1 protein-coding gene is annotated in these 378 nt (G+C 71.2%); it reads left to right on the top strand.

Annotation, left to right across the window (positions count from 1 at the left end; translation table 11 throughout):
• The coding region (locus H5J33_RS36605) for an acyltransferase domain-containing protein (RefSeq protein WP_181798977.1) at positions 1-378 on the top strand (378 nt) is incomplete at both ends.

The following is a 378-nucleotide window of genomic DNA, read 5'->3' on the forward strand; positions in this document are numbered from 1 at the left end:
CGCTCATGGTGTGGAGCCCGACGCCGTGGTCGGGCATTCGCAGGGGGAGATCGCGGCGGCGTATGTGGCGGGGGCGTTGTCCCTGGAGGACGCCGCCAGGGTGGTCGCCCTGCGCAGCAAGGCCCTGGTCGCCTTGGCGGATCAGGGTGGGATGGTGTCGGTCGGTCTGGGGGATGAGCGGGCTGCCGGGTTCGTGGCCCGTTGGGGTGGCCGGTTGACGGTGGCGGTGGTCAATGCGCCTGGTTCGGTCGTCGTGTCGGGTGATCTGGACGCGCTGGACGAACTGGTGGCGGTGTGTGAGGCCGAGGGCATCCGGGCCCGCCGTCTGCCGGTGAACTACGCCGCTCACTCGGCCCAGGTCGAGGCGATCCGCGAGCA

This window comes from Streptomyces sp. WELS2 (genome assembly GCF_013870595.1).
In the GTDB taxonomy this organism is placed as follows: domain Bacteria; phylum Actinomycetota; class Actinomycetes; order Streptomycetales; family Streptomycetaceae; genus Streptomyces.